Source organism: Nonomuraea mesophila (assembly GCF_004352805.1).
Classification (GTDB): domain Bacteria; phylum Actinomycetota; class Actinomycetes; order Streptosporangiales; family Streptosporangiaceae; genus Nonomuraea; species Nonomuraea longispora.
Window position 1 is genome coordinate 1 of sequence record NZ_SMLD01000093.1, and the last position, 23813, is coordinate 23813.

Annotated in this window: 25 protein-coding genes and 1 tRNA gene; 9 read left to right on the top strand and 17 right to left on the bottom strand. The window is 64.8% G+C overall.

Annotated elements, in window-relative coordinates; all coding sequences use genetic code 11:
* Positions 1-77: 77 nt before the first annotated feature.
* The 3 genes from E1295_RS29225 to E1295_RS29235 all read left to right on the top strand — a co-directional run bounded on the left by E1295_RS29225 (position 78) and on the right by E1295_RS29235 (position 1624).
* A tRNA-Arg gene (locus tag E1295_RS29225) sits at positions 78-150 on the top strand.
* A gap of 127 nt (positions 151-277) precedes the next feature.
* Entirely contained in the window at positions 278-1024 is a 747-nt protein-coding gene (locus E1295_RS29230; protein WP_246080479.1) for an HAD family hydrolase, read from the top strand.
* Between the two features lie 195 nt (positions 1025-1219).
* Positions 1220-1624, top strand: coding sequence for a hypothetical protein (locus tag E1295_RS29235; protein ID WP_132634763.1), 405 nt, complete (start codon positions 1220-1222; stop codon positions 1622-1624).
* A gap of 8 nt (positions 1625-1632) precedes the next feature.
* Here E1295_RS29235 and E1295_RS29240 read toward each other — a convergent pair whose 3' ends face one another.
* From E1295_RS29240 to E1295_RS29280, 10 genes are all read right to left on the bottom strand, one after another.
* Positions 1633-1926 carry a WXG100 family type VII secretion target gene (locus tag E1295_RS29240; RefSeq protein ID WP_132634765.1) on the bottom strand — a complete coding sequence of 98 codons (294 nt, stop codon included), beginning with the start codon at positions 1924-1926 and terminating at the stop codon, positions 1633-1635.
* Between the two features lie 2 nt (positions 1927-1928).
* Positions 1929-3686: a hypothetical protein gene (locus tag E1295_RS29245; RefSeq protein WP_132634767.1), complete on the bottom strand. Its 1758-nt coding sequence runs from the start codon at positions 3684-3686 to the stop codon at positions 1929-1931.
* A 952-nt stretch (positions 3687-4638) separates the two neighbouring features.
* Entirely contained in the window at positions 4639-6003 is a 1365-nt protein-coding gene (locus E1295_RS29250) for a tyrosine-type recombinase/integrase (protein ID WP_132634769.1), read from the bottom strand.
* Entirely contained in the window at positions 6000-6191 is a 192-nt protein-coding gene (locus tag E1295_RS29255; RefSeq protein ID WP_132634771.1) for a helix-turn-helix transcriptional regulator, read from the bottom strand. The genes E1295_RS29250 and E1295_RS29255 overlap by 4 nt, the downstream gene beginning before the upstream one ends.
* The gene (locus tag E1295_RS29260; protein WP_132634813.1) at positions 6188-7519 is read right to left on the bottom strand and encodes a replication initiator; all 1332 of its coding nucleotides are present in this window, start codon (positions 7517-7519) and stop codon (positions 6188-6190) included. Before E1295_RS29260 ends, E1295_RS29255 begins: the two co-directional genes overlap by 4 nt.
* 249 nt (positions 7520-7768) lie before the next feature.
* Complete coding sequence (locus E1295_RS49035) at positions 7769-7930, bottom strand: hypothetical protein (protein ID WP_161714603.1); 162 nt, start codon at positions 7928-7930, stop codon at positions 7769-7771.
* A 13-nt stretch (positions 7931-7943) separates the two neighbouring features.
* Positions 7944-8198: a hypothetical protein gene (locus tag E1295_RS29265; protein ID WP_132634773.1), complete on the bottom strand. Its 255-nt coding sequence runs from the start codon at positions 8196-8198 to the stop codon at positions 7944-7946.
* A 78-nt stretch (positions 8199-8276) separates the two neighbouring features.
* Positions 8277-8975, bottom strand: a complete 699-nt coding sequence (locus E1295_RS29270; RefSeq protein ID WP_132634775.1) for a DUF2637 domain-containing protein — start codon at positions 8973-8975, stop codon at positions 8277-8279.
* A gap of 21 nt (positions 8976-8996) precedes the next feature.
* Positions 8997-10331 (bottom strand): FtsK/SpoIIIE domain-containing protein, encoded by a 1335-nt coding sequence (locus tag E1295_RS29275; RefSeq protein ID WP_246080480.1) that lies wholly within the window; start codon positions 10329-10331, stop codon positions 8997-8999.
* Entirely contained in the window at positions 10324-10653 is a 330-nt protein-coding gene (locus E1295_RS29280; RefSeq protein WP_165974521.1) for an SCO3933 family regulatory protein, read from the bottom strand. The genes E1295_RS29275 and E1295_RS29280 overlap by 8 nt, the downstream gene beginning before the upstream one ends.
* A 148-nt stretch (positions 10654-10801) precedes the next feature.
* Here E1295_RS29280 and E1295_RS29285 point away from each other — a divergent pair, with 148 nt between their 5' ends.
* The 3 genes from E1295_RS29285 (at position 10802) to E1295_RS29295 (ending at position 13012) form a co-directional block, all read left to right on the top strand.
* Positions 10802-11167, top strand: coding sequence for a winged helix-turn-helix domain-containing protein (locus tag E1295_RS29285; RefSeq protein ID WP_132634777.1), 366 nt, complete (start codon positions 10802-10804; stop codon positions 11165-11167).
* 544 nt (positions 11168-11711) lie between these two features.
* A complete protein-coding gene (locus tag E1295_RS29290; protein ID WP_246080482.1) occupies positions 11712-12443 on the top strand; it encodes a P-loop nucleotide/nucleoside kinase family protein in 732 nt (243 codons plus the stop codon).
* Positions 12440-13012 (top strand): nucleoside/nucleotide kinase family protein, encoded by a 573-nt coding sequence (locus tag E1295_RS29295; RefSeq protein ID WP_132634779.1) that lies wholly within the window; start codon positions 12440-12442, stop codon positions 13010-13012. The genes E1295_RS29290 and E1295_RS29295 overlap by 4 nt, the downstream gene beginning before the upstream one ends.
* Here the strand turns inward: E1295_RS29295 and E1295_RS29300 are convergent.
* On the bottom strand, positions 12993-13244 hold the full coding sequence (locus tag E1295_RS29300) for a hypothetical protein (RefSeq protein WP_132634781.1): 252 nt from the start codon (positions 13242-13244) through the stop codon (positions 12993-12995). The two genes, E1295_RS29295 and E1295_RS29300, sit on opposite strands and share 20 nt — an antisense overlap.
* A gap of 41 nt (positions 13245-13285) precedes the next feature.
* A complete protein-coding gene (locus tag E1295_RS29305) occupies positions 13286-13504 on the bottom strand; it encodes a hypothetical protein (protein WP_132634783.1) in 219 nt (72 codons plus the stop codon).
* A 96-nt stretch (positions 13505-13600) separates the two neighbouring features.
* Between E1295_RS29305 and E1295_RS29310 the strand changes: the two genes are divergently transcribed.
* The 3 genes from E1295_RS29310 to E1295_RS29315 all read left to right on the top strand — a co-directional run bounded on the left by E1295_RS29310 (position 13601) and on the right by E1295_RS29315 (position 16485).
* Entirely contained in the window at positions 13601-13873 is a 273-nt protein-coding gene (locus tag E1295_RS29310; RefSeq protein ID WP_132595555.1) for a GntR family transcriptional regulator, read from the top strand.
* Positions 13874-14045: 172 nt separating this feature from the next.
* A complete protein-coding gene (locus E1295_RS50285; protein WP_220448945.1) occupies positions 14046-14252 on the top strand; it encodes a hypothetical protein in 207 nt (68 codons plus the stop codon).
* A gap of 493 nt (positions 14253-14745) precedes the next feature.
* Positions 14746-16485 (top strand): IS1634 family transposase, encoded by a 1740-nt coding sequence (locus E1295_RS29315; RefSeq protein ID WP_132634785.1) that lies wholly within the window; start codon positions 14746-14748, stop codon positions 16483-16485.
* An 87-nt stretch (positions 16486-16572) separates the two neighbouring features.
* Here the strand turns inward: E1295_RS29315 and E1295_RS49040 are convergent, their stop codons facing one another.
* The 5 genes from E1295_RS49040 to E1295_RS29340 form a co-directional block, all read right to left on the bottom strand.
* Positions 16573-16749 carry a hypothetical protein gene (locus E1295_RS49040; protein ID WP_166427457.1) on the bottom strand — a complete coding sequence of 59 codons (177 nt, stop codon included), beginning with the start codon at positions 16747-16749 and terminating at the stop codon, positions 16573-16575.
* A gap of 119 nt (positions 16750-16868) precedes the next feature.
* Positions 16869-18251: an HsdM family class I SAM-dependent methyltransferase gene (locus tag E1295_RS29325; RefSeq protein ID WP_132634789.1), complete on the bottom strand. Its 1383-nt coding sequence runs from the start codon at positions 18249-18251 to the stop codon at positions 16869-16871.
* Between the two features lie 68 nt (positions 18252-18319).
* On the bottom strand, positions 18320-19690 hold the full coding sequence (locus E1295_RS29330) for a restriction endonuclease subunit S (RefSeq protein WP_166427458.1): 1371 nt from the start codon (positions 19688-19690) through the stop codon (positions 18320-18322).
* Between the two features lie 13 nt (positions 19691-19703).
* Positions 19704-21701 carry a DUF2075 domain-containing protein gene (locus tag E1295_RS29335; RefSeq protein ID WP_132634795.1) on the bottom strand — a complete coding sequence of 666 codons (1998 nt, stop codon included), beginning with the start codon at positions 21699-21701 and terminating at the stop codon, positions 19704-19706.
* A 45-nt stretch (positions 21702-21746) separates the two neighbouring features.
* On the bottom strand, positions 21747-23663 hold the full coding sequence (locus E1295_RS29340; protein ID WP_132634797.1) for a DUF2075 domain-containing protein: 1917 nt from the start codon (positions 23661-23663) through the stop codon (positions 21747-21749).
* Positions 23664-23813: the final 150 nt, after the last annotated feature.

Here is a 23813-nt window from a genome sequence, read left to right on the forward strand (position 1 = left end):
CATAACCCACCCGCCCAAACTCACCCCGGCTCCACGTCACACGCAGCGCCCAACTTTCGCTAGGCTTACCAGAGTCCGCCTCCGTAGCTCAGGGGATAGAGCACCGCTCTCCTAAAGCGGGTGCCGCAGGTTCGAATCCTGCCGGGGGCACGCATCTCCACCAGGCTTTTCGGCCTCCGACCTGCGGTTCTTCAGCCGCAGGTCTTTTGCTTGTCAGGCCTCCGGTAGGTCGCCGGAGGCACCCATATGCAGCCGTAGGACAGAGTTCTGGGGACATATGGGGGATGATCTTGATGACGTTTCCCGAGGTCAGCCGCAGGTAGTGGGGATCGACTGTCGCCGCGGGGCGCTCGTCTTTAAGATCGAGATTGTGCAGCGCCTCGCCCTCTTTGACCTAGACAGAACGCTCATTGACCTCGATGCCGCGTTCGTCCAGTGGGCTGAGGAGTTCGTCAGTCGACAACACCTGGATCCCGAGGCACTTACCTGGCTCGTCGGCCAGGATCGCGACACGCACCCACATCGAGAAGCATTCTTCAGCCGGGTGCGCGAACACTTCAGCCTGGCGGAGCCAGTCGAGGAGCTATGGGCCGGCTACCGCCGACGCATGCCCCACCTGGTGCAGTGCTACCCGGGCGTCCTGGCCGCTTTAGCCGATCTACGCGCCGCCGGATGGCGCGTGGGCATCGTCACCAACGGCATGGCAGACAACCAACTCGGCAAGCTCCACCAGACCGGCCTTGCAGATGCAGTCGACGGCTACGCTGTGTCAGGGGTCGAGGGCATCCGGAAGCCAGAGACCGGACTCTTCGAGATCGCCGCCCAGCGATGCGGGACAAGCCTCGACGGGGGCGGCTGGATGGTCGGTGACAACCTCATCGCCGACGTTCAAGGAGGACAGGCGGCCGGGCTTCGTACGATCTGGGTCGATCGGGGAACCTCGCCGGAACTCGAGCATCAAGCCGATCATGTCGTGGCCAACATCGCAGAGGCCATCGCCATCAGGCACTACAGGTACAGCTAGACGCGCATCGGTCGAAGGTGCGCAACCGAGTTGCGGAACTTAGTGCATAGCGGGCATACAAGGTGTACGCGGGAGTAGGGGTTAGGTAATGTCCGGAGCGTGCGCCCAGATACTCGCCGACTGTCTGTTGCTGCCGCAGCGCTCGTCTCTCTCGCGGTTGTCGCTGGTTGCACCGGAAACGCCGAGAAGCCCAGCTTGGACGAGGCATCAAAGCAGCTCATCACGGACGGTGACAAATTACTGGCTTCTCAAGCGTTATCGTCTACGGGGTCGGCGACCGCGACTGAGAAAGCCGATCAAGACAGCGAAGCGGGTTGCCTGAAGGGCCAGGTTCAGCGATTTTTCCGCGCACAAGGTGACCTCAAGGGGCCGCCTCAAGTGAAGTCGCCCGGCAGCGTGGTCGCTCTGATGTCGAGTTGGCTACGGCTGCGAAACTACGAAAAAGTCGTGGATGACCTGGATCTTCGCGACGAGAACCTAGGCACGGCTGTGTTGCAACACCCAACGACGGGGATCACGTTCCTGATCACCGTACGCAACGGGCAGAAGCCGAACATCCTGATCGTCGGCAAGACCAGCTGCTACGAACGCGACAGCTGACCTCAGGGTCAACTCGGCATCTGTGCCGCCTCCGTACGTGCAAGTTGCGCCTGCTTACGAAGACGATCAGCGGTGGTCGTACAGGCATCTCGGAGCTGGCTGATCTCGCGGTGCAACTGCACGGCCTGGGTGGCGAATCGGTTTGCGGCCGGCCCTTTCCAGAACGTGTCAACCGTTTGTGGTCTTGCCAGCATGCTGGCGAACACCTCATCCAGCGCTTCGGCGTATCGCATGAGGTTGGTGGCGAGTAGTTCCTTGTCTGCCGCTTGCTGGAAAAGCTGGCTTTGGCTGGGGATCGTCAACCTCACCCTCCTCGCTGCTCCAGCGCCTTCTCCAGTGCGTCGAAGAGCCGTCCGCGGAACGACATCCGGATCTCGTTCCGTTGAGCGTCTGTCAACGGCTTCTGACCGTGTTCGGCCAGCGAATCGTTCACCCAATCGGCCTGTTGTTGCACGATGCTGTCGGCGACGGACCTCGCCGTAGCTGGGGTCTTCTTGTCGAGATAATCGGTGATCATGCCCTTGAAGCCGTCCTTGGCTTCGTCCAGCCCGGCATCCCGTGCGGTGGCCACGGTGGCGTCCTGGATGGGCCAGTACTTGTTGGACAGCCAGGAGATGGGCAGCAGCGCGACGGTGGCGAGCCAGTCCGCGTACTCGTCGTCACTCCACTCCGCGTAGGTCGAGCCGCTCAACATCAGGTTCGCCGCCCCACCCGCGAGAGCCGCGCGCTTGGTGTACTCGGCCTGGACGGCTTCATCACCAAACGGCCGGAACCGGCCGATGTCCAAGCTCTGCGTGTAGTCCTGCGACGCTTTCATCAGCGTCTGCGCCGCGTCCTTGTCCTGCATCAGGCCGCCCATGAATCGGGAGGCCTCGTCCGTGTGGACGCTGTCCCATGGCGACGTGGGAAATGTGGCGGGGAGGTCCGGCGAGTCGCGCTTGGACTGGCCGCGGGCGAGTTGATCGAGGTACGGGCCCATGTTCTTGGCCAAGGTCTCGCTGATCGGCGAATCATGGAACGTCCCCCACCCGCCGCCGATCCACGGACTGTCCTTCGCCCCCATCCCGCGGATGATGTTGACCCACGCTTGCTCCCGCACGCTGTCCACCCCGGCGCCCGGCATCAACGCCTTGTCCAGCACCCCAGCCACTTTCCCCTCGAACCCGGAGATGCCGCTCATCCGTACGCGCTGCGGGTGCAGTAGCCAGCCCGCAGCGTCCTTGTTCTGGGCCAGTAGCGTCTGCAGTGCCTGCGGATTGGCGTCGTAGGCCTCCACCAGCACGTTCAGGTTCCAGTTCTCGCTGGTCGGGAGATCGGCGGTGAGCGGACGGCCCAGCACCCTCAGGGCCACCTGGTTCAGCAGCTTGGTCGACGGTTTCGACATCGCGACGATCGCCGTCAGCACCCCGGGCTGCGTGGCCTTCATGAACTGGCCCTGCCACTCCTCGCCCAGCCTGCCGGCGCGTTCGGCGTTGGCATAAGCCTCAGCCAGCGGCCCGAGCGTCTCGCGGCCTTCCTTGATCGCGTTGGGCGACAGCCCTTTGTCCATGGCCGGGCCGCGGTTCTTCATCCAGTGCATGAACAGGGCACGGAATTTCTCCGGTCCGAGGGCGGAAAGTACGGCGGCGGCGTAGGCGGGGTCGTTCAGCTTGCCCTTCATCGCCGCCGTGGCCGCTGTCACCTTGCGCCAGCTCTCCACCGAGTTCTCGATTTCGTGCTTTCTGAGCGCCTCTGTGATGGGTGCTGCGTCTGCTTTCCCCTGCCGAGCGGCCTCGTTCTCGCTGCTAAACGTCAAGATCACGCTCATCAGGCCGTTGCCCGAGGTGGGGACCATCTGTTTGAGCGTGTCCATCCGCCACTTGAGGTCACGCTGCGTCTCGTCGAAGAACGCCCAGGACCGATGCATGGGAGACACTCCCTGCTGGCCGGTCCACGCCTCACCTGCTTCGGCGATGGCCGTCTCAAGCCCATGCCGCGTGCTTGCCAGGACGTTCTTGCTGGTGGACATCTGCTGAATCAGCTGTTCCGCCCCGCGGGGGTCGATACCGACGAACTCCCCCATGGACCCCTCCCAGAGGGTGTGCCTACAAGGGAGGAGTCAAGCACAACAGCCAATGCCGGTAAATGCCTCCACACTTCCCTATAAGCAACCGGAATTACGCGCACCACGGCATCAATCACCGGATTTCAGGGCGGACGTCGCACCGAAGCCAGCAGGGCGGCACTATCAGTAGAGGGAGTGACAGGCCCGGTTGCGGATACGGAACTCAGGACGGGAAGGCGGGAACAGCTCGTCGCACTTCGCAGCGATCACCGGGGCCCATCGATTTCTGCCTGTTACTCGTGGTTTCTTGTCTCGGGTGTCTCTCGCACGGTCAGCAGGGATCGCCGTCTTCGTGGGCTGGGCCTGTGGAGCGTTCCGATAGCTCTGCCGTGGCACCGCCAAGAGTGCCGATCGACGTTGCGGCCTTGCCGGTTTCGCCTTCTTCTTCGATGTGCTGGGCGTTGTCGAGGGCAGTGCCCGGGGCGTGGGTGTCGGCGACGAGGTGACCGAGACCGAGGGCCCGGTGACGCTCGGACCGGGGGTCGGCAGTGAAGCGGCGCTCGTTCGTGAAGAGGCGGTGTCTGTGCCCCACCCTGTCGACCAGATGCCGAAGCCCACGCAGGCCACAAGACCAGCGACAAGCGCCGGCCGGACCAGCCGGTCCCGATCTCCCAGAAGCGATCGCTGCGGTGGGGTGGGGTTCGAGTACTTTCGCCAGCGCAAGGAGTCGGACGCGGCGACATGTCGAGGTCGCCTGCGGAGCGGCAGACCGTACGGCGGGCGCCGCTGCGGACGGGGCTCTTCAGCCGAAGGGGTGGGATGGTTTTGATCTTCGTGCATGATCCTCCCTACTCACTGCCCTATCTGTCAGCGTCCCGCAGAGCGGCTATGTCCAGCGGGAACGACTCGGTAAAGGCAGCGGTGCAGACAACCGGCCCGGACGACCGGGCCGGAGATGGACGGTTGTGGGCTACATGTCCAGGGCGTTGTTGATCTTGCCGTTGATCTGCTCCTGCTGGCCGTCCATGCACTTCGCGTAGACACGCAGCAGGACGTCAACGCTGTGCCCGGCCCGCTTGGCGACCTCCGGAGCCGGGACGCCCGCGTTCAACCAGAGCGACACGGCCGCGTGGCGCAGGTCGTACGGCCGGGCGGCCAGCGACGAGGCGACCTGTGCCGGGGTGAGGGCAAGCTTCCGGGCCTGCTGCCAGACGTAGGAATGCGCCGAACTGGAGTAGGTACCGCCGGTTCTCGTGCTGAAGATCCTGCCGTCCTTGGCTGTGCCGAACTCGGCGATGTGCTCGCGGAGCATGGCGACCAGGACGGGCGGGATCGGGATCTCTCGTGTCTCCTTGTCCGCGCGGTGCTTCAGGCTGCGCGACTCGTGAGTCTGCCCGGAGTTGGTCCAGCGCTTGGTTGCCTGCGGTCGCGCCCGCTCCAGAACGATCAGGCCCCAGCCCGTCTCAGGCAGCGTGCAGTTGCTCAGCCGCAGGTCCGCCGCCTCCTCGGGCCGCAGCGCCGCGTAGTAGATGCAGCCGAACAGCGCCTTGAGCCGGGGACCGCGGTTGCGACCCACCTTGGGCACGGCGTCGAGGAGTTGCCGCGCCTGAGCTGGATTGACCACCGTGCGCGGATCGATGACCGTAACCGCCCTGGGTGCCGTCCATTTGATCTCGTCCAGCGGGTTGCTGGCGAACGCCTTCTGCTCCACCGCGTGCTCCAGCAGGTGATGGAGAACGGCACGCTTGCGCCGTACCGTGTTCGCCCCCGCCGGGGCGCCGGCGAAGGTGATCGAGATGGCGTCGAGCGCCGTACGCAGAACGTGCGGCTCCTTCAGCGCGGACAGCGGAACGGATGCCCGCTCCAACCAGCCGAGAGCCGCGGTTTGGGCCGCGGTCAGGCTGGGCCGCCTCTTCTCGGGGATGAGTGCGTAGATGCGCAGGACCTCTCGCAGTTCCTCGGGAGCAGGACGGCGCGGCGCGTCGATTACCAGGGCCGGGAGCAGCGACAGGAGCGCGTAGGCGTCCGTCTCCCGGGTGCGGGCCGCCGAGGCGTTCCAGCGACGCAGGACGTACGCCTGGGCGAACTCGAAGAACGTCGGCCCGGAGGACGCACGCGCGAGCGTCGACACCGGCAGGCCGGTGGCAATGTCGAACTCCTCCCCCGCCTTCGCCGCCTGCCGCAAGTCGGACAGGAAGGCGTTGGCCAGGCCCTTCGTGCGGAAGCTTCTGGACCTGGGCTTGCCCGCGACGCGCCAGCGGGCGATGAACGTGGGTGTCTCGCGGTCCGTACGGTGCTGAATTCCGCCGAGCTTGACGTCGTACGTGGTGTTCATGCCGCCTCCCGTCGCGAGTCCAGCCAGGTGATGAGGTCGCTCCGCCAGACGCGGAGTTCGAGGTTGGGCAGCTGCACGCAGACCGGCGCACGGCCGAGTTCGCGCCAGCGATAGAAGGTGCGGCGGGAGACCCCGCCCAGTTCGGCGAGGACTTGCGGAACAGTCAGCAGTTCGTCACTCCTGCTCATAGGCGATCACCGTCCGTGCTCGGGAGGCGGGTGCCGGTGAGCGCCGCCGCGAGGACTTGTTCGCCGATGGTGAGTCCCTGACCGGCGTACTCCCAGTGGGCGACGACGAGCACGGTGTCCTCGTCGAAGAGCGGTAGCCGTCCGGTGGTGATCTCCTCGGCACGCATGTGTTCCTCACGCGCGGCGCGGAGCTCCCCGAGGGTGGTCGAGTAGCGGCGGCTCTTGGTGGAGAAGTGACCGCGGAAGCCGAGCATGTGAGCCCACTGGATGAGCCTCAGGTCGGCCAGCTCCGGGTCAGCCCCCAGACTCATGCAGGCGGCGATCAGCCGGCGGGCGTGCTCGCGGACGGGCAAGGCGTCGAGGTTGTCGAGAGGCTGGATCCGACGGTCCAACGTGCCGACGCATTCGGCGGCCTTCGTGGCGTATTTGGCGATGTACGCGGCGACGGCCTGTTCGGTGGAATCGCCGTCCATGGTGATGCGGCGAACGTCGAGTTGCGTGCCCCAGCGGAAGCCGCGGCTCAGCGGCTTGACCTCCGCCGTGACGGCCGCCGCCGCGTGCTGAGCAGCCAATGTCAGAGCGTCGGCGGTCGCCCAGGCAGGTGGCGGCGAGGACGGGCCGTCAGGACCGTCGAGGCGGATGACGGCGTGGAAGTGGACGACGCCGCGGCGCTGGTACTCGGCGACCTTGGCGAAGGAGATCGTCACCTGCTCGCGCAGCGCCTTGACCGTCAGCCCGTTGAGCCGTGCGAAGCGACGGCGCAGGGCCAGCGTGAAGCGTCGCCACAGTTCAGGGCTGATGGCGTTGAACAGGACCGACCCCTCGTAGTCGTAGCAGTCGGGGCACAGCGGCTCGCCGAGCCGCTGATCGTCGGCGCCGTGCCGGTCGGTGCAGGACATGACCCGCCCGTGCGGGCAGCTCTCGGCGTCGCGGCGAGCGTGGCAGGGCAGGACCTTGCCGTTCTTCTCCCGCCGCGCGTGGACCGCTCCAAATGAGGGAGCCGTGAGAGTCACGAACAGGCATGGGTGAGCGCTGACCGTTTCCGGCACGCCCTTGCCGCCGACCAGCCCGGCCCGGACGAGTTGGTACGTGTCGGCCCGGTACACCTCGGCGCAGGCCGGGCAGCGGGACACCCGCCGGGTCTTGCACGGCACGCGAAGGACGCCGTTGGGTTCGGTTCGGGTGGTGTAGCGGTGCAGGAGCCGACCGGTGGCGCGGTCGTAGTGGTCGACCTTGCCGTGCAGATGGATGGGCTGGCGGCAGCCGCCGGTGCGCTTGATTTGGCAGGCCCAGCGGTCGTAGTCGGGCTGGTTGAGCCGGTGGATCATCCCGGCCACAGCGTGGGAGTGGGCAAGGTGGGGCAAGATGGGTTCCGTCCTATCCAGTGACGCTGGTGTGGATGGCCCCCGGCCTGGCGCGGATCTTGGCGGATGTGTGGCCAGGCGGGGGGCGCTATGGCTATGCGCCGTGGTTGTCGATGCCGGTGCCGTGGCAGTCGGCGCAGGTCTGGTCGTCGTAGAGGCCGGTGCCGTTGCAGGTGCAGCAGCGGTAGTGCGCGAGCGTGGTGTCCATGGCGGTCACCGGTTGTCGCGCGGAGCGACGCGGACGTAGACGCGGTACTTACGCGGGTGAGCCCGGTCGGGGAATGCCCTGGACATCGCGGTGACTGTGAAAACCTCACGCAAGTGGGTCAGGCCGAGCGCGATCTCGGCGCGGTTTCCTTCGAGGCGGATACGCATGTTGTCGATCTCCTTAGGCGTTGGGCTTGATGCAGCCCCGGTAGCTGCTCTCGGCGTCATAGAGGGCACGGGCTGCGGCGGGGATCGCCACGGCGCGGTATTCGACGGGGCCGAAGTGGATAGAGGTGGCGTAGTGGTCGTACGGGGAGTTCCCGGACCGGATGCGGGAGCCGAGGATGGCGGCGATCCGGTCGATCTCGGCGCGTAGGTCCTCGTCTTCGGCGCGCTCCGGGATGTAGCGAAGGGTGAGACCGGACGAGGTCGGCACGTCCGGGTGGGTCTCCAGGAAGATGGCCAGGTTGGCCGTTGATGAGAGCTCTGCGGTGATCTCGCATGCTGGGTCCTTTCATGAGGCGTCTGCTGTGGCCAGCAGGGTGCGGAGCAGGTCTGAGGCGAGCTGGTCGGACACGCCCAGCCGGGACCGGAGCAGGTCGCGGGTGATGGGCTTGCCGTGCTTGGTGTGGTGTTCGGCGGCGACGCGGCGGGCGTAGTCGACGAGTTGCGGGTCGGGTGCGGGTCCGTCGTTCTGGCTGTCCTCGTCGGCCGGGACCAGCGCGGGACGGTCCGCAGGCGGGACGGCTTGCGTTCCCTCCGGGACGGGCGGGGACGCCGTCGCCCACGTCGAGGACGTCCGCGGGACGTCCGGGGACGGTTCGGTACGGCCTACAGTGGCGCGGCGTTCGAGCATGGAGATCGCGACGAGGAAGGCGCCGGCGGGTGTGGCTGCGGTGATCCAGCCCCAGACGGTCGGGGCGGCCTGTTGCAGGTTCGCGGCCAGCGACAGGACGATGCCGCCGGTCAGGACGAGGACCGGCCAGGAGACCGGGCCGCGCCGTGCTTTGCCGGTCTTCCTGTCACGCTGGCGTTCGCGAGCGGCCATGACGCAGGTCAGATCGATACAGATGGCGACGGCCCAGGCCATCCAGCCCTGCTGGCCGTTCTCGGTGGCGGTGTCGCGGATGTGGGTGAAGGAACCGGCACCGGCGATGGCGGCCAGGACGAGCACGGGCCCGGTGTCGAGCAGCCAGGCGGCGAAGCGGCGCATCTCGTTCCTCCTCTCGGTACGTCAGGCGGTCTGCGAGTCGGGAGTCTGGTGAGGGTGGACCGCCATGACCTCGTCCCAGGACGGCGCGAGGTCGGCGTAGAGGCGAGCGGCGTGTTCGGCGGCCTGCTCGCTGACGTAGAAGGAGCGGGCCCGGTACCACTGGCCGTCCTGCGAGGCGACGATGGCGACGCCGGGAGTCTCGGCGGCGATGGCGCGAGCGGAATCGAGCGCGGCGGGGTCGAGATCGCCGAGCGTCATGGTGGCGGTCTCGGGATCGTTGACCCGATGGCAGATGCGACCGGAGCACTGGGAACGAAGGGCTGTCACGCCAGGCCCGAGGTCAGAGCCGATGCGCTGACCGCAGCAGAACAGGTAGATGCCGAACGCCCGCCCGAGCTGCGCCACCCGTAGCAGCGCGGTCGAGGTCTTGGCTACCTCCTCCTTCTCCGACTTGTCGGCCATCAGATACAGCTCGGCCAGTTCGTCCACCAGGACCACGACCGGCACCGGACGCACCCCAGGCGGGAGCTGCCAGATGTTGCGCGCCGAGGCCATCCGGCACACGCCCATGCGATCGGTCATCAGCTCCACCAGGTCGTCGAGCAGGCCGCCGCATTCAGCCCTGCTCGTGGCCAGCGCGGACAGCCGCGAGGCGTACGGCGTGAACTCCACCCCGCCCTTGAGGTCGAAGCCGACCAGCGCCACCGGCTGTGGTGCCAGGCCGACGATGAGCGCGTTGGCCAGGTTGGACTTGCCGGACTGCGTGGCGCCGGCGTTGATCCAGTGCGGGACGGTCATGAAGTCGACGACCCACGGCCCGCCTGTCTCCAGGCGTCCCACGGTGACCTTGAGCAGTTCGGTGGAGGGCGGGAGCTCGTCGACCTTGACGAGCGGGTCCCGCATGGTGGCGGCCAGTCGTACCCGTCCCGGCCGGTCGGACGAGACGCGCACGGCGTGCACGCCCCAGGAGTGCGCCAGCCGTTCGGCGACGTCGGCGTAGTCAGCCGGGATCTGCCCCTCCAGCGTGTGCAGGGTGACGCGCCAGCCGTGGCGGGTCGGCATGGGCAGCCACATGAACGGTGCGGTGTCCACGGCGATGCGCTGGAAGCGCCGCCTGACCCGGACGACGCCGGTCGAGGCCACCAGGCCCGGGACGGTGGTGAACCAGAAGCGCTGCCGCTTCTTGGTCAGGCCGCAGCCGAGGGCGACCTTTCGCCACGAGGCACGCACGCTGATCGCGGTCAGCGGGAAGCCGATGGTGAGCCAGAAGGAGCGATAGTGCCAGTGGCGCCAGGCCCAGAACCCGGCCGCGACGGCGGCCAGGACTCCGAGCATCGTGAGGAACTGGTCAGACACTCGCGGCCTCCTGCTGTGGGAGCAGGGCGGTGGCGCGGTAGCTGATGCCCCACTTGCCGGCGATCTCCCAGACGTAGCCGAGCATGCCGACCGCGTTGACGGCGTCTCCCGCAGTGATGGGCGGCTCTCCGCTGATGCCGATCTTGACGAGCTCGATCCGGCCGAACTCGTCCTCGACGGAGACGGTGACTTCGTAGACGGTGTTGCCGTTCTTGTCGGTCTTGATCTCGCCGGTGTCGCGGTTGAGCACCCGCGGACGCGGGGCCTTCACGCAGGTGATGGTGAGCTTGCTGGTGTCCACAGGGATGGGGACGGTTCGCATGGTGTGGTTCCTTCGCTCGTTTGGACTCTTGGAATACATAGAACGCTTAGGATTCAAAGTTGTCAAGGGCTTCCACGAAGACTTGGTTGGCATGTCGCGTCGGCTGTGCTGAACTGGAGGGGGCACGCAACCTCGCGGAAGGCATCGAATGGTCGAGAAGACCGGTCGCCCCGGCTACCTCCAGATAGCCGACGACCTTCGCACGCAGATCAGGACGGGCTCACTCGCGCCCGGTGCTGCGCTGCCATCGACCGCCCAGCTCTGCCAGCGCTACGACGTGTCCGCCAGCGTGGTCAAAGCAGCGATCAGCGTGCTTCGCACCGAGGGCTTGATCGTCGGCCAGCAGGGCAAGGGCGTGTTCGTTCGCGAGGACGCCGCAACGCCGGCCAAGGAGCCGGCCTCGTCCGAGGTCATGGAGCAGCTCGCTCAGATGAGGAGCACTCTGGCGGCTCTCGGCGACCGGATCGCGGATCTTGAGAAGGCCGTGTTCCAAGGGCCGAAGCGATCTCGCTGACCCGGCAGGCCAACTCCTCCATTTCAGACCGAATGGCCTGAAGCTCGTCGATTATTCGCTCGTTTGCGGTCACTCCGGCACCCCTTTTCTGGTCGGTCGTTATCCCGGCGGGGATGCCGTTAGTTCATCGCGTATCGGCGCTGGTGAGTATCACGGAGCGTTAGCTAAGCTTCTTCATTGCTGCCTGCACGGCGGTTACACATGCGCTTACACATGCGCGCTTCTCGAAGTGCGCAAAAAGGATGCGATGAAGACAATTCACCGCCCCGGATGGCAACCTGTGATCCTGCGGCAGCACCGCGAAGCACACGGGCTCACCCTCGAAGCCGCAGGTGACCAGCTCCGCCAGGTCGCCAGCCGGCACGGCCTGACCGCGCCAGCCGCCAACTTCCAGACACTTTGGGCACACGAGCAGGGATCGGTATATCCCGGGCCTCACTACCGAAGAGCGTACTGTCTCCTATATCAGGCAAATGAACCTACTCTGGGTTTCCGCCTGCCGCTCCCCGGTGAAATAACCGAAGTGGAAAATTCCATCTCGGATTTGCCTCAACCCACCGACCCCGCCACCGACAACGCCGCCGCCCAGGTGATCGAACAAACGCTGCTCAAAGTCTCGGGCGCCCCGTCCAACGCCGAGCAGAACGCACTCCTCAACCGCGTCGTGGACGCCTGGCGACGACGCCACGGGCAGGGCAGCCCCAAGCCCATCCTCACGCTCGTCGGCGGCTACGCCGGATCGGGAAAGACCGAGTTCTCCCGCTTCTTGTCCGACATCACCGGCTGGGCCTTCCTGGACAAGGACTCGCTGACCCGCGCCATGGTCGAACGCCTGCTCGTCTCCCTCGGCGGCGACCCGCACGACCGGCACACCGAGCTGTACCTGAGCGAGGTCCGCCCGCTGGAGTACCGGTGTCTGATGGAAACCGCGTTCGACAACCTCAAGGTCGGCACCTCGGCGATCCTGTCAGCCCCGTTCATTGCCGAGCTGGCCGATCCTGACTGGGTGTGCCGCCTCACCAACCGGTGCGCGGCCAGGGGCATCGACGTGGCGGTGGTGTGGGTGCGGTGCGACCCCGAGTCCATGCGCGAGTACATCGAGTTCCGGGGCGCTCCCCGCGACGCCTGGAAGCTCGACAACTGGCAGACGTACGTCAGCGGCCTCAACACCGAGACCAGCCCGTCCACCGCGCACATCACCGTGGACAACCGACTCGGCGCCGCTATCAGCCTGGCCGACCAGACCCGCGAAACGCTCAAACGGATCCTCGCATGATGGGCATCGTGCTGTACGGCCCGCCCGCCAGCGGTAAGACCTCCATCACCGTGGCCCTCGGCGAGGTCGACTCGAGGTTCACGCTGGTGCGCAAGCTCAAGGCCGGGAACCGGCGCGGCACCGAGTATGAGTTCGTCAGCTCTCAAGAACTCGCGCGGTATCGGGCCGCCAGCCGGTTGCTGGTCGAATCTCACCGCTACGGCAACACCTACGCCATCGACCGCCACCACATCGACCAGCTCACCGCAGCCGGACAAGTACCGATCGTCCACATGGGCAACATCGCCGACATCCGCCGCCTGGTCCTCGACACGCCTTGGCTCGTCGTACTCCTCTGGATCCCGCGTCAGGTCTGCGAGCAACGCTCGCACCAGCGCGGCGACAGCGACACAGATCAGCGCCTCCAGGCATGGGACGAAACATCGGCCGACCTGCACGCCAACGATGACGGCCTGTTCCTGTGCCGCTTTCGCACAGACGAGGCCACCCCACACGAGATCGCCAAGCAGACCGCCGACGCCTTCTACACGCAACGCGGGCACCACGCTGTCACTGCGCCTGACCACTGAGGATCTGCAACCACAGCGCCTGCGCGGCGCGCGCGGGCATCCACGCACTTTCAAGGACCGTTGCGGGGTTCCTGATCGGGTGGCGCCGGACGAACCACAGCCCGCCGGCCGTGCAGAACTCGAACATCGGATACGTGCACCCGCACGTGTGATCGCGGATCCGCAGCCGGTCCGCCCGCTTCAGGCTCGGCGTCCACTCCACGCGTACGGACCCCACTTGCGCAGGCGCCACGTGAGGACCGTGATAGTCGAAGTGCGGGGGCGGGCCACTATTCACGACCTCACCGCCATCCGAGTCTGGTCACGGAGCAACGACACGAAGGTCTCGGCATCGTTGGCACTCAGGGTCTGCCGCAGGCCCTTGTCGATGTCGGCATTCCGGAGGTGGACACCGCGCCGGGTGGCGTAGAACACGCCCGCATCACTGCAGAACAGCGACCAGGCCGGGAACGCCGCGCGGAGAACGTCGAGGTCATAGCTGGGCATCGCCATGGCGTAACTGTAACCAGCCCTGTACAAGCCTGTCCATGCCATGCCAAGACATGGGTCGAAACGAGCTGTATGTGCAGGTATCTCTATGGTTAGAGAGTGATTGAGTTCGAGCCCGATCGCTTCAGGTGGGAGCAGATCGCCGACATCCTCCGGCAGCGCATCAGCGACGGCACCTACCGGCCCAAGCACCTACTGTCCGAGGTGCAGCTCATGCAGGAGTTCGGCGTCGCCCGGGGCACCCTCCGCAAGGCCATGCAGCGGCTACGCGATGAGAAGCTCATCTACACGATCCCCAACCTGGGCAGCTTCGTCGGCCAACCCACCGAACCCAAGGTCCCGGGCGACAAGCCCTCCAGCGACCAGCCCTGACCAGGCGAAGTCAGCCAGCAGGTACCTCAGGCCGCCCATCCGCCTGGCCGTCGGACCCCCACCGGGAAGGCGAAGGCCCGGATATTGGCTGAACGCCACAGCCAGAACGTCAAGCATCAACCGGGACTACCATCGAGCCCATATAACCGCAGCTCCGAGGCATGATCAATCGGTGATCGATCGACCGGGTGAGAACTTTCTCTACGTCTTTAAAGGCGATCCGCCTGCGGCGTCTCGCCGCGCGTCGGGCGGTCGCTGGCCGCGCTGCGGCTCTTCGGCCGGTCGCGACCAGCGCCACCCACGCGCTATCAGCGGTACGGCGAGGAGCTGGAACGTCGAAAGGCATATCGCGGCCAAGCCCTTGATCGGCTGGATCTGATGTCTCAGCACAGACCGCCGAGGACACCGCAGCCTCAAGTTTGCCGAGTTGTACTTATGAGGGATCAAGCGGCGGCGCGGCGCCATACCCCGGCCCACCGCCCACCCGCCGTCGGGGCGTGCAGCCTGAGGCCAGTCCCGGACGGCGGCGGAGTACCGGGGCGGCCACCGCACGCCTGCCGCGCCGCACTGACCGAACGCTCCGACCAGGGTTGCCACGCCGCCGCACAAATGCAGCCCCACGATCGCCACTGCATGGCTGGCCGCCGTATCTTCTGGGGGCGATCGACGGTCCGAGGCTTCGTTCCTCAGCCCCGGCCCACCGAGCGCTGCGCTTCCCCCGAGTTTCGCAGTCCGTGGGCACATGAGGCTTGATCGTCTGATGTAGGCGCTGGTCAACACGGTTGTGGATAACTTTCGGAGCGCGAAAGTGTGGGCACACGACTGTTCGCGATCCGGCTGCATTGCTGTGCCTCATACGGCATGATGCGGGCATGTATCTGCGCAAGACGCAGCGACGCAATGGCGACGGCAGCGTGGTCCGGTATCTGCAACTGGCCAACAACCGCCGCCTCAACGGCACTACCCAGGCCGAGGTGCTGGTCAACCTGGGCCGCGAGGACAAACTCGACGTCGCGGCGCTGCGCCGGCTGGTCGCCTCGATCAACCGCTACCTCGGCGACGAAGACGACGTCACCCTGCCGCTCGGGACCGAGACCGGGCCGCTGACCGTGGAACAGGCCCGCCCGTTCGGGGCGATCTGGCTGCTGGACCAGCTGTGGCACACGCTGGAGGTGGACAAGGCGCTGGCGAAGGTGCTGGGACCGCGTCGGTTCCGCACCGACATCGAACGGATCATCTTCGCGCTGGTCGCCAACCGCGCTGTGGCGCCCTCCTCCAAGCTCGCCGCGGCCGAGTGGATCACCCACACCGTCGCCATCCCCGGCCTGGACCACGCCGACAAGGACCAGGCGATGCGAGCGATGGACCTGCTGGCCGGCGCCGACGCCCAGAGCGAGGTGCAGCAGGCGGTGTTCTTCGCCGCCGCCAACCTGCTCAACCTCGAGGTGGACCTGATCCTTTTCGACTCCACCTCCACCTACTTCGAGCGCGACGGCGAACCAGAACCCGACACCGATGACGAGCCAGGGCTGCGCCGGTTCGGGCACTCCAAGGACCACCGCCGGGACCTGCCACAGATCGTCATCGGGCTGGCCGTCACCCGCGAGGGCATCCCGGTGCGCTGCCGGGTCTGGCCCGGCAACACCAACGACATGACGGTGCTCGAGCAGGTCAAGGACGACCTGCGAGACTGGCGGCTGGGCCGGGTGGTCACCGTGGTCGACTCCGGCTTCTCCTCCCGCGAGAACATGGCCTACCTGCAACGCGCCGGCGGCCACTACATCTGCGGCGTCAAGATGCGCGACGGCTCGGCCGAGTCCCGCGAGGCAATGTCCCGCCAGGGCCGCTACCTGCAGGTGCGAGACAACCTGCGGGTCAAAGAGGTCAAACTCGCCGCTGACCAGGGCCGGCGATGGATCATCTGCCACAACCCCATCGAGGCCGAACGCGACCAGGCCCGCCGCCAGGTCCAACTACAAGCGATCACCGCGGAACTGGACCGCATCGCCGCCGCCCGCACCGCCCATGCCGCCAAGGCGAAGGCCAAGGCCGCCCAGCAGGGCAAGAAGAAGACTCCCAGGCCATCGGACGCGCCGCACCGCAAGGCCGAGTGCGCCCTGCGCGATCACCCGTCGTTAGGCCGGTGGCTCAAGCAGCACCCGACAACCGGCCGCCTGTCCATCGATGCGGCGAAGGTCAAGGCTGAGGCTAACTACGACGGTAAGTACCTGATCGCCACCTCTGACCCGGACCTGAGCCCCGAGGACATCGCGCTCGGTTACAAGAACCTGCTCCAGGCCGAGGCGGCCTTCCGCACGATGAAGACGACCTTGGATCTGCGGCCCGTCTATCACAGGCTGGACGAACGCATCGTCGCGCACGTGCTGTTGTGCTGGCTGGCGCTGCTGCTCATCCGCGTCGCCGAACGCAGCACCGGGCAGACCTGGCCCTCCATCAACCGCGAGCTGGGGCGCGTGCATCAGGTCACCCTGTCCGGCCCGGCCGGTCGGCTCCAGCAGACCACCAAGCTCACCCCGTCTCAGGCCCAGCTCTACAAGGACTGCGCCGTGGCATTGCCGCCAAAGATGAGCGGTCTGCAACCCGCCGAATAGCCCTCGACCAGGAGAAACACTTCACAGAGGTGTGGACACACGACACGGAGCCCTTTCACGCCCGTTTCCCCAGGCCAAGCACCCAATTCAGAACTCTCGTCTGCCCACCAACTGCGAAACTCGGGCTTCCGACAGGTGTTCGCGGACCGTGGTGGACAAGATCCCGGTGATCGCCTGGGAGAACTGGCCGACCTCCACGAGGTTCTGGCAGCTCTGACAGTAACGCTCGGATTCTCCGACGAAAAGGTCCACGCTGCTGCGCATCACAAGCGGATGAAGCGAGGCGGCTTCACGCTGCGGCTGTGGTTGGAGGAGGCAACTTCAGTTGAAGATACTACACCCATCTAGACACGCCCCTTGGCGAACTTTCTGTACCAAGGCGTTCATTCCCTAGACAAACGAGTCCTGCTTTGCTCAAGCAGATCCGCAACGACAGAAAACTCATCAAGAGCAACGGTGAAATCTTCAACAATTTCCCGTGCGATCACACTTGAGGCAGGGGCGCTGTCGCCGTCCTTCCTGCCAGAATCCTTCAACCAAGTGATGTCGAGATTCACCTGATCACGATCCATCAATTCTTCATATGAGAAACACTTGAAGCGTTCGGCCTCGACGCGGCTGGTGCGAGATTCGCCTGGGCGGTAGCACCTAACGAAGTCATCCAAGTCTTCAGAGGCAAGATTCCTTACCGCATCAGTGAAACGCTTACCCGTGCGGAAGTCATACACCCACAGCAAGGATGTCTGCGGCACTTCAGGTTGAACCTCCTTCTTGTCGAAGAAAAGAACGTTGGCCTTTACAGCAGTCGAGTAGAAGACGCCAGGCGGCAATCGCAGTAGCGTATGCACATCGAAATCTGCGAGCATCTGTCGACGAACTTCATGCGCTGCACCTGCTGCGAACAACAGGGTATCCGAAACGACGACGGCGGCCTTGCCAGGTATGCCGAGTGTCGACGCGATGTACTGCAAAAAATTGAGCTCCCCGTTCCGAGTAGAAACCCGGAATCTTGGGATGGAATTCGTGCGCAGCCTGCGCCCGAAGGGTGGATTGGCCAAAACTATACTCGGGGTTAGGAGTGACGCCTGAAGCGGTGCGTCACGATCCTCGATCAGCCGATCAGCAATTCCGCTGTCCACCCCATTCAAGATCATATTTGTCTTTGCCAGGCAAGACGCCTCCGTAACCAATTCCGTCCCGAAGATTCGGCCGCCATCCAACTGTACGCGCTGCTCGGCAGTCATGTCATCGCGATGGTGCCGCAGGACATGATCCCGTGCGGCCAACAGAAGGCCACCCGTTCCGCATGCGGGGTCGTAGATTACATCATCCGGACCAGGTTGAGCACAGGCCACCATTGCACGAACCACAGCATGCGGAGTGTAGTACTGTCCAAGACCGGCCCGATCATCGTCCGCAAATAGGGCGAGCAGGCTTTTATAGATTCTCTCTAAAGGCGCCGCGGTACCGCTCTGCCCAGGATTCAAGCCATCCACCTCGACAATCAACTTCTTGAGCTTGTCCGGGTCTTGAATTGGGTTAGACGCGCTACGAAAAACGTCTCCAAAAAGATCCTCCCGCGAAGCAAATGATTGGAGGATGTGATCGTAGGCTTCTTTTAGCGCCTGGCCATCCTCCGCCAGCAGTGTTTGCCAGGCATCGCTCAACGGTTGCAGCGTCAGATCAGGACGATCATTAGCCAGCTCGTGCCCATGCTTGAGAACCATCAAAGATGCGAGTTGGTCCAGGTACTCGCGCGCAGACACACCCTCGTTTCGCAGTCTACCGAAGGACTCCCACAGTTTCTCGGCCAGCTCAGGCGCCGTTGACCTGCTCAAAACAATGCCTCTTCCTGATATGTCTGCCTGTTTCTGCCTCGGAGGGTCTGACCAACGCGATGGCGCATTGCCCGTTCGGCTCGGATCCGCTCTAGCACGACGGAGATGGGCTCATCTGTCGAGTCTTGGCTTACCAAGCGGCCGGCAAACGCCTCGGTCATCAGCGATCCCCGCAGTTCTGCTGCCCGCATCTTTGCAGTCGCGATCGTAGGCGCGAGACGTTGGATAAAGTCGAGTTTCTTCCTGACATCGGCGACGATAAGTTCCTGTTCAGCAAGAGGTGGACGAGGGAAATCAACTCTGTTCAGTCGGGTTGCAGTCAGATGGGTGAGTGTTGTTGTCCCACGGGCCTCACAGCGAAAGCGCCCCGCATGCAGATGCCGACGGAACACCAAGAGCGCCCACTCCGGTAGGACTCCGGGCTTGGCGCGGAACCGCAGGAGGCTGTTGGTGAAAGCCACATCCGCAGGGATGCCCCGGTACATCGCGGGGCGGCCAAGATACTCTGGGCTCTGCCCCTCATTGAGAAGGATGTCTTTATCTTCGAGACGGTAGCGCTCGAAGTCCTGCGGTGGGAAATTCATCTCCATGAGATCAGAAGTGTCGATGCGATCTTCATATACGTTAGCAACTCGCAGGTAGGGGCGCATATGAGGACCATTATGCCGACTTGGGTGCCGCGCTCGTCCGACGTGGACCTGTCCAGCTTCAGCAACTGTCACCGAATCCCAATGTGACGGCGTCGGCATCGGCACCGCCTCCAAAAGAATTCGCTTCGTCAGCAGCTCCACTCGCTCCGAAACACGCGCCATTGCCGCGTCCCCAGCATCTAGGTGAGCCATGTGATCTTCAAGAGCTGCAGCGATGCGGCGCTGCTCGGGGTACGGTGGCAGTTGCAGACGGAGGCTTCGCAGCTGTCTTTGCGCCAGATACCTGACGCGACTCCCGGTGGCATAAAGATCCAGCTCTCCTGAGAGGCTCATGTGCTCCATAAAATAGCGAAGGTATCTGACATCTATACCATCGTATGGGCGGACTCGGTGAAGATCATCTCTGTGAGCCATGTAGCCCGTGGAGTTTGGCCATATCGCGCAGCGACCAATGTCGCCGATCTTGCAGATCAGCAGATCATTTGGCTTAAGATGAAAAAACTCACGTTCCCCTAGCGGAATTTCTATCGTCGCAGCGTCATCTATTTCGACCCGCCCCCATCGAACATTCTCCCGCCCTACTGACGAGATCGTACATCTTTCTGCTACGTTCCCGTAGTCAGACTTTTTTCCCAGGCAGGTCTCGGCAATCCCACCAATCGTCGTTGTGGCCCAACCAGGAGGCAGGCGCGGATAGGGGCGGTCGACCGAGTTCAAATCTGAGCCCTTCTCAAAACAGTTGGCCGGAGGTCGGTTTCGGCAGGCGGAACTGCACATGCGGCGCTGCGAGCGCATCGCGCCCAACTGCGCTGGAGCTGAGTCGGTCGAGTTCGTCCACCAGGAGCGGAATGCCGGCGTTGGTCAGCATGAGCTGTGTCTGCTCGTCAGCCGAGAACAGGACGGCTCCGCGCGCTCCGCGGGTAGCGAGAGTTCGGTAGGTGTTGCGCACCACTTCGTGTAGCCGCTCGCCATGAACACCGCGCATCGCGTGGTCCTTGTTCTTGACTGCAGCCCATTGGCCGTCGCGCCAGACGTAGTCCTCACCCATGATTAGACCGACGTAGTCCCACTCGAAGCTCTGGGCTGTGTAAATGCAACCTACTTGCTCGAAACCGGCCGGATCGGTAGCCCATGTTTCGGGACCGGGGATCCGCTTACGCACGTACTTCTTGTGCGCGTTCCATGCCCGATGCCACTCCCCGATGCGGATGTCCAGCTCCAGGTCCCCCTTGCGATCAGTGGCCTTGGCCCACGGCCACCAGAAGCCGGCAACGATTCGGGCCGTCGCGTCCTGCGCCATCCGCAGGCGGAGATACTTCTCCATCTCCTGTGGGGAAGCAGCGAGAAAGACGTCATATTCATCGCGGGGAGTCCATGGAGCAGGGGCACCACCGTGATAGCCGAACAGCCGCTCAACCCAGTCGACGTATTCCGGGCAGCGGCTGTGCCGGAACTGGCTGTCCAAGACGATCTCATGGACATTACCGGGCGCGACACCGCAATCGTCGGCAGCCTGACGGATCGTCTCCACCGTTCCGACCTCGTCAGCACGGATCACCTGATAGGGGTCGAGGAGAAAGACCGGGACACGAGCCGCATTGATCAACTCACACGCCTGCGGTACGTCCGTCCGGTCTTCCGCCCTGGTCCGGTGGTTGCTCGATGTCGGGCGAAGCCGGTGCCCCTCATCGATGACCAGGGCGTCGAGGTCGTTCTCGGTCCGCCAGCCGTGCTGGTTGAAGTAGGTGAACACTTTCTCGGCCCCTTTGCGGGTACCGCTGAGGTGCTCGCGCAACGCGCCCGCGAAGGCGGAGCTCCCTGATGCGTGTTTGGCGGCGAAGCCGAGGCGGTTCAGCCGACCCAGGAGCTCCAGGGCGAGCACGCTTTTGCCCGTACCCGGGCCGCCTTTAATGATGAAGATCTCTTTGTTGCTGGCCGAGCCTGCCCGCCGGACGGCTCGGATCACGCGTTCGACGGCCAGTTGCTGCTGGTCCAGCAGGACGAAGATGGGGCGTTCGCGCACGGCTTGGTCGACCGCGCGCATCAGGTCTTCGTTGGGACGAACCCGCGCCTCGTCTATGTCGCGTAGATGCTCCACCGCGTGATCACCCGAGATGGCGCCGGTGAGGAACGTAGCGAACTTGTCGCGCTCATCTCCGGCGAAAATGTGCACGCTGCCGTCGCATTCGGAGGGCAGCGGCGCGGCTGGTGGCAGGATGCCTGCCACGTCTTTGCGCTTGGCAACGTGCAGGTTGACCACGTAGTGCATGCGAGCCGAGTGTAGGTGCGACATGTGCTGCAGCATTGATTCGCCGTACGACCAGACCTGCTTGACGGGGTGCAGATCGCCCGCCGGACTGCCCGGATGGATCACTTCTCCGAGCTCATGGCTCATGAGGGCCCATGACCACCGTTTGTTCTCCACCAGCACGACCGAAAGGTCGCGTGTGCCGGGCTGAGATCCCACCAACACCATGTCGATGCGGCCGTCGCTGGACAGGTTGTTCATCTCCAGGATGACCATGACGTTGCCGAGATTCGTTTCCACGAGCAGGTTGACGACGTGGCGGACACTACTGCGCCACGTCTCCTTCTCGGAGGTACCGACGGTGGTGTTGTAGACCTGCGCCGCCCGTGCGACCAGTTCACCTACCAGCCCCTCTTGATCCTCGATGAGGCGCTGGCGGAGGTGAGCTGCGGAGGCGGCCAATAGATAGCGGGCTCTCATCGTGCTCCTGGCTGAGGGGTGAGCTGCGGCGTAGTTCTTCGCTTGCTACGTGGACGTGACCGGCACACCGTGGTGATCGAGGAGCGGGACTCCCAGGTCGATCAGCAGCTGGTTGGTGGCCTCGTCGTGGGCGTACAGGACGGCCCCGCGCATGCCGCGGGTGGCCAGCACGCGGTACGTGTTGCGGACCACGGTGGAGAAGTCCTCAGCATTGATTTGGTCACGGTCTTTGTTGTGGCGGCGCTCCGTCTGCCACCCGTTTCGCCACACCAGGTCCTTGCCGATGATGACGCCGGCGTAGTCGTACTCGAAGCCTTGTGCGCTGTAGACGCAGCCGACCTGGTTGACCCCAGCCGGGTCGGTGGCCCAGAGCGGCGATGGCGGGATATCGCCCAGGTACTCCTCCGCTTTGGAGTTCCATGGACGCCGCCACTCGTCTATGGTCACGTCGTCTGGCAAGGTGCCGTCGTCATTCGGTTTGTTCCACTTCCAGCAGAAGCCTGCGGCGATGCGGACCTTGCGCTCCTCCGCCGCTCGCGCTTTCAGGTATTGCTCCATCGCCAGCGGAGTGGGGGCGACGTACAGGCTGAAGTCGTCCAGCGGCCGCCAGACGGGCCGGCCTTGCGGTGGCGCGAGCATGAGGAGCCGATCCACCCAGTCGACGTACTCTGGTGAGCCGCCGCTGCGGAACTGGTGCCGCAGGGTGATCTCACGCAGGCCGTACCCCAGTTCCCTGGCCTTGACACGGATGAGGTCGAGTGAGCCGACCTCACCGCGGCGCACAATCTGGTGATCGTCGAGCAGGAAGACCGGTACGCGTGCGGCGTGGATCAGCTCGTCGATCTGGGGTGGCGGCTCACGCAGGTCGTTCTCGTCCGTGCGGTCGCGCGAGGTCTCGCGGATGCGGTGTGCCTCGTCCGCGATCAGCACCTCGATGTCATTGGGGGTGGCGTCGGTGAAGGTGTTGAAGTAGGTGAAGGCGCCACGTTCGTTGCCGGGCAGGCCCGCGTACTTCCACAGGGTGCGAGTGAAGGACCGGCTGCCAGTGGCGTGCACGGCGTGCACCTTCTGTCGGGCGAGCGTGCCCAGCAGCTCGAGTGCGATCACGCTCTTGCCGGTCCCAGGGCCCCCGACGATAGCGACGATCTCCTTCCCGCCGCCCTGCTTGCTCTTGGCCACGAGGTGCCGGACATAGTCGTAGGCCTCGCGCTGCTCGTCCAACAGAGGGAAGACCTGGCGCCCGCGCACGCATGCGGCGACCCGGGTCATCAGGCCCTCGGCGAGCCGGACCGGCGCCTGCAGGAGGGTGTCAACGTGCTCGGCGGCTCGCTCCCCGGACAGCCGCCGCAGCAGCGTGTCCCGAAACTCCTGCCGTTGCTCCCCCGCACCGTACATCGCCACCCACCGCGGCACCGGGTTCTCCGGTTCCTGGGTGTCTTCCTGCTTTCGCGCCACTGGCCGCGCGGCGTGCACGAGGTGAGCGGGTGCGTTGTGCAGGTTGACGACGCCGCAAATCTTCTCATCCACCAGCATGGAGACATAGCCCCGCAACACCTGCAGGTAGCCCCACGTCTGATTGGCCGGATGCAAGTGCGGGGCTCCGTTCTTGCTGAGACGGACCATCTCACCGTCGGGCTGAATCCAGCGCCACTGTTTGTTCTCGACCACCACGACCGACATGAGGTCTGTCTCCGGGTAGGAGCCAACCAGGACCATGTCCATGCGGACGTCCGTGATGGGTGCCTTGAGTTCGAGCAACACCTGGACGTTGCCAAGCCCCGCGTCGAGGAGCAGCTCGACGACAGTGGGGATGCTGTTTGCCCAGGACTCGACCTCGCGAGGGTCCGGCGTCTCCCAGAAGATTTCCTTGAAGTGGTCGGCCAAACGATCGGCGAAGCCGCCTCCCGTGATGGCGGCGGCAAGGTCGCTGGCACTCCTCCGATAGAGGCACTGCAACGCCATGTAAGCGCTCCTTCGCAACGACGGCCGGCCGGTGCCGGCAGGCGTGGATGGGGACGAAGGGTGGTGCGAGCTCGTACTGTAGCTGCGATCACCGACAGTTCTATCGGACGGTCGACCACCAGGCGGATCAGTGATCCAAAACCGCCACTA

What these genes read in the sequence shown, in the direction of transcription:
- E1295_RS29230 (WP_246080479.1), top strand. Translation starts at nt 278, where the DNA reads ATGGGGGATGATCTTGATGACGTTTCCCGAGGTCAGCCGCAGGTAGTG.
- E1295_RS29245 (WP_132634767.1), bottom strand. Translation starts at nt 3,686, where the DNA reads ATGGGGGAGTTCGTCGGTATCGACCCCCGCGGGGCGGAACAGCTGATT.
- E1295_RS29250 (WP_132634769.1), bottom strand. Translation starts at nt 6,003, where the DNA reads ATGAACACCACGTACGACGTCAAGCTCGGCGGAATTCAGCACCGTACG.
- E1295_RS29255 (WP_132634771.1), bottom strand. Translation starts at nt 6,191, where the DNA reads ATGAGCAGGAGTGACGAACTGCTGACTGTTCCGCAAGTCCTCGCCGAA.
- E1295_RS29260 (WP_132634813.1), bottom strand. Translation starts at nt 7,519, where the DNA reads ATGATCCACCGGCTCAACCAGCCCGACTACGACCGCTGGGCCTGCCAA.
- E1295_RS49035 (WP_161714603.1), bottom strand. Translation starts at nt 7,930, where the DNA reads ATGCGTATCCGCCTCGAAGGAAACCGCGCCGAGATCGCGCTCGGCCTG.
- E1295_RS29270 (WP_132634775.1), bottom strand. Translation starts at nt 8,975, where the DNA reads ATGCGCCGCTTCGCCGCCTGGCTGCTCGACACCGGGCCCGTGCTCGTC.
- E1295_RS29280 (WP_165974521.1), bottom strand. Translation starts at nt 10,653, where the DNA reads ATGCGAACCGTCCCCATCCCTGTGGACACCAGCAAGCTCACCATCACC.
- E1295_RS29285 (WP_132634777.1), top strand. Translation starts at nt 10,802, where the DNA reads ATGGTCGAGAAGACCGGTCGCCCCGGCTACCTCCAGATAGCCGACGAC.
- E1295_RS29295 (WP_132634779.1), top strand. Translation starts at nt 12,440, where the DNA reads ATGATGGGCATCGTGCTGTACGGCCCGCCCGCCAGCGGTAAGACCTCC.
- E1295_RS29305 (WP_132634783.1), bottom strand. Translation starts at nt 13,504, where the DNA reads ATGGCGATGCCCAGCTATGACCTCGACGTTCTCCGCGCGGCGTTCCCG.
- E1295_RS29315 (WP_132634785.1), top strand. Translation starts at nt 14,746, where the DNA reads ATGTATCTGCGCAAGACGCAGCGACGCAATGGCGACGGCAGCGTGGTC.
- E1295_RS49040 (WP_166427457.1), bottom strand. Translation starts at nt 16,749, where the DNA reads ATGCGCAGCAGCGTGGACCTTTTCGTCGGAGAATCCGAGCGTTACTGT.
- E1295_RS29335 (WP_132634795.1), bottom strand. Translation starts at nt 21,701, where the DNA reads ATGAGAGCCCGCTATCTATTGGCCGCCTCCGCAGCTCACCTCCGCCAG.
- E1295_RS29340 (WP_132634797.1), bottom strand. Translation starts at nt 23,663, where the DNA reads ATGGCGTTGCAGTGCCTCTATCGGAGGAGTGCCAGCGACCTTGCCGCC.